Source organism: Limnoglobus sp., assembly GCF_059499385.1.
Genome location: NZ_JCABYM010000060.1, coordinates 1 through 3,417, shown reverse-complemented (window position 1 = coordinate 3,417; position 3,417 = coordinate 1). Strand labels below are relative to the sequence as shown.

At 66.5% G+C, this 3,417-nt stretch carries 3 protein-coding genes; 2 read left to right on the top strand and 1 reads right to left on the bottom strand.

Annotated features, from left to right (window positions below):
* Window positions 1–113 precede the first annotated feature (113 nt).
* Window positions 114–656 (top strand): hypothetical protein, encoded by a 543-nt coding sequence (locus tag AC5JJ2_RS11020; protein WP_495858036.1) that lies wholly within the window; start codon window positions 114–116, stop codon window positions 654–656.
* A gap of 66 nt (window positions 657–722) precedes the next feature.
* Window positions 723–1,859, top strand: coding sequence for an aminofutalosine synthase MqnE (gene mqnE, locus AC5JJ2_RS11015; protein ID WP_495858035.1), 1,137 nt, complete (start codon window positions 723–725; stop codon window positions 1,857–1,859).
* Window positions 1,860–1,941: 82 nt separating this feature from the next.
* Here mqnE and AC5JJ2_RS11010 read toward each other — a convergent pair whose 3' ends face one another.
* Window positions 1,942–3,069: a TIR domain-containing protein gene (locus tag AC5JJ2_RS11010; protein WP_495858034.1), complete on the bottom strand. Its 1,128-nt coding sequence runs from the start codon at window positions 3,067–3,069 to the stop codon at window positions 1,942–1,944.
* Between the last annotated feature and the right edge of the window lie 348 nt (window positions 3,070–3,417).

The following is a 3,417-nucleotide window of genomic DNA, read 5'->3' as shown; positions in this document are numbered from 1 at the left end:
GCCCCGTGTGCCCGAGAACCACGCCCGGCACCTTCGCCGGGAGATCGACGCCTGCCCACACCAGCCCCCGCCTCCGCAGGCCGCCGGAGACGACGGGGCCGAGGGTCCGACCGATGACAACTGACCGCGAGTATGAGTTCGTGCTGGTGCTGTCCGGCATCGCCGAACTGACCGACGAGGTGGCGGACGCGCTGTTCGCCGCCGGCTGTGACGACGCCACTCCGAGCATGCGATTCGGCCGGGCGTATCTGACGTTCACCCGCGCCGCCCAGACGCTGAAACAGGCCGTCCTGTCCGCCATCCGTCAGGTGCGGGCGGCCGACATCGGGGCGGACGTGGTGCGGGTGGACCACTGCCATCTTGTCACTCAGGCGGAGATCGCTCGTCTGATCGGGCGAAGTCGCCAACTCGTCGGGCAGTATGTGACCGGCGGGCGGGGACCGGGCGGATTCCCGGCCCCGGTCTGCGGCATCGGCGACCATGCCCCGCTGTGGTACTGGTGCGAAGTAGCGTACTGGCTCCGCCAGAACGACATGATCCCGGACGCGGAGTACCAAGACGCTCAGGCCGTGGCCGCCATCAACAGCCTGCTCGACCAGAACCAACTGCGGGCCAGCGGCGCACTGACTGACGACCTACTGGCCGCGGTCGGCTGACCCGTTGCCCGCCGGCGGCGGGTGCGGTTCCTATCCTGACGCTTCCGGGACGCAGGACCGCCGCCGATGACCACCGCCGCCCAGCTCGCCGACCTCCGCGACAAGGTTCTCGCCGGCACCCGCCTTACCCCCGCGGATGCGCTGTTCCTCGACCACCACGCCGACCTGCACACCCTCGGCGAGCTGGCCAACCACGTCCGCGAGCGGAAGAACGGCCGGCGGACGTACTATAACGTGAACGTCCACCTCAACCCGACCAACGTTTGCGTCTATCGCTGCCAGTTCTGTGCCTACCGGGCCGACCTGAAGTCGCCCAAGGGCTACGTCATGTCGGACGAGCAGATTCTGCACCGCGCCCGGGAGGCGTCGGCCCGCGGCTGCACCGAGATGCACATCGTCGGCGGGCTGCACCACCTCAAGCCCTACGAGTGGTACCGGCACGTCGTGCAGATCGTCCACGACGCCTGCCCGGAACTGCACCTGAAGGCGTGGACGGCCGTCGAGTGGGACTGGTTCCAGCGGCTGACCAAGCGGCCCGTCGAGGAACTGCTCGCCGACATGAAGGCGGCCGGGCTGGGCAGCCTGCCGGGCGGCGGGGCGGAGATTTTCGCCGAGGACGTGCGGTCGCAAATCTGCGAGCACAAGGCCGACGGCGGCGAGTGGCTCCGCATCCACGGGGCGGCCCACCGGCTCGGCATCCGGTCGAACGCCACCATGCTGTACGGCCACCTGGAAACCGCCGAACACCGCATCGACCACATGACCCGGCTGCGGGACTTACAGGACGAGACCGGCGGGTTCCAGACGTTCATCCCGCTGGCCTTCCACCCGGACAACAACCCGCTCGGCCAGAAGCTCGGGCTGAAGAAGCCGAGCGGCCTGACCGACCTGCGGGTGATGGCCCTGGGCCGCATCTTCCTGGACAACTTCCCCCATGTGAAGGCGTACTGGCAGATGCTGGGGGTGAAGATCGCGCAGGTGGCCCAGAGCTACGGGGCCGACGACCTGGACGGGACGGTGGTCCACGAGACCATCTACCACGCGGCCGGCAGCGACAGCCCGCAGGAGCTGAGCGTAGGCGACCTGCGGCGGCTGATCGAGGAGGCGGGGCGGGAGCCGGTGGAGCGGGACACGCTGTACCACGAGGTGAAGCGGGACGGCCGGCGGTTCGAGATCGGCAAGCCGGTCAGCCTGCTGGCGTGAGGGGATTGACCGAACGCCCCCGCGCAATGGTGGCCCGGCTTTGCGCGCCGTCCGCTGTAGCGCCTGGTTCGGCCCGCCATTGTCACTGGCGAAAGTCGTTGAACGACTTGAGCAGTTTCATCGTCGCGTCGTAGTCGAGCTTGTCGCCTTCGTAACGGACCTCGTACAGTCCCTGAAGGTTGGACGGGAGCTTGGCTCCCCGCTCGACAAGCAAGATGAACTTCCGCCCGTACAGGGCCATCGCGGCCCCAATCTCGATGAGCACGTTTTGGTTGACGAAGACGTGTTCGGCGCCCTCCTGATCGAGGACTTTGACCTCCTTGCCGACGTGAATGATAGCCGCCGAACACGACCGCATGTCGTCCATGACCTTGTCGGGTACTGGCTTGGAAATCGTCTCGTGCTCGGCGGCGACCACAGGGGCGAAGTTGCCGAACGTCAGCAATTCCTTGAGTTGGTTGACTATGTCTAGATTCTTGCCGTGCGTGATGAACACGCGGTTGTTGGCTGTGGCCGGTTGAAGCGGCTTTGATGGTGCGATCTCGATCACTTCACCTGCGGGACTCACGGGCCGGTCCGGTTCGTTCTCGCCCTCCTCGCTGGACGGGTCGCTATTGGACGCCCTAGCCGCGGAAGGAACCCCGTCCAGATCGACGAACTGGCTTCCCTTTAAGTCACGCAGCAAACCGAGGTCGGCAGCACCTTTGGCAATGAGCTTCAAGGTGTGGTCGGCAGAGTCAGCAGGTACGTCGAGTTCGGCGAGTACGGTTTTCGCGGTGCTGTCTTTCGGGAAGCGATTGTTGGCGTATCGAGTCAGGAACGCTGCAACGACTCTGGGCTTTAGGAATGCTTCCTTGATGGCAGCTTGACGCTCCTGCTCTGACTTGGCAGATGTCGCTCGTTTGCCAAGCGGAGTCAGAGAGATTACGTCCGACTTCCAAGACCCGGTCGTAAACCCGTATGCGGCCGACGCGCCGACAAGCATACGGAAGAGACTCGCATTCACTGTCAGGTCGATGGCGGCTGCGACATGGAGCGGTTTCGTGGCTGCGCCCGCGTACTCATCGGCGACGGCCTGAGCAACACGGAGCGCTTCTTGAACTGAGTGGCGTGGCACGTCCGCCTGCGAGACGGGCGTCTTCCTAGCCGGTGCGCCGGCGGGCGTAACGCTAGTGGGCGACTTCTTGGATTGCTTTCGGTCAGAGGCCATAGGGCTACCTTCGTCTGACCACATCCGGACGGCAAGCCCTTCTGCGGCAGAACGAGTTATTCGACCCGCGGCGCGCGGACCCGCACCGGAACACTATACCGTCCGTTCCCCTGGCTCGCCGACAGTGTCTGCCATCTGTTCGGACTACCCGGCGCGGGAGAACACCCGAATGCGGACCCCGCGCCGAGGTCCGCGTTCGCCCGGGTCGGCTGTCGGTGGCGGCCACCCGACCGGCTCCGGAGCCGCGGAGCGGCGGCAGTCGTTAGCCAGGGGTGTCAACCCCCGGGGCCCCCGCCCCCCCAAGCGCAACCCCCCGCGGGGGGGCCCCCCCGGGGGGTGACCCCCGGC

Bases quoted from the DNA above. Each gene is read 5' to 3' on its own strand.
- AC5JJ2_RS11020 (WP_495858036.1), top strand. From the start codon at position 114: ATGACAACTGACCGCGAGTATGAGTTCGTGCTGGTGCTGTCCGGCATC.
- AC5JJ2_RS11010 (WP_495858034.1), bottom strand. From the start codon at position 3,069: ATGGCCTCTGACCGAAAGCAATCCAAGAAGTCGCCCACTAGCGTTACG.
- mqnE (WP_495858035.1), top strand. From the start codon at position 723: ATGACCACCGCCGCCCAGCTCGCCGACCTCCGCGACAAGGTTCTCGCC.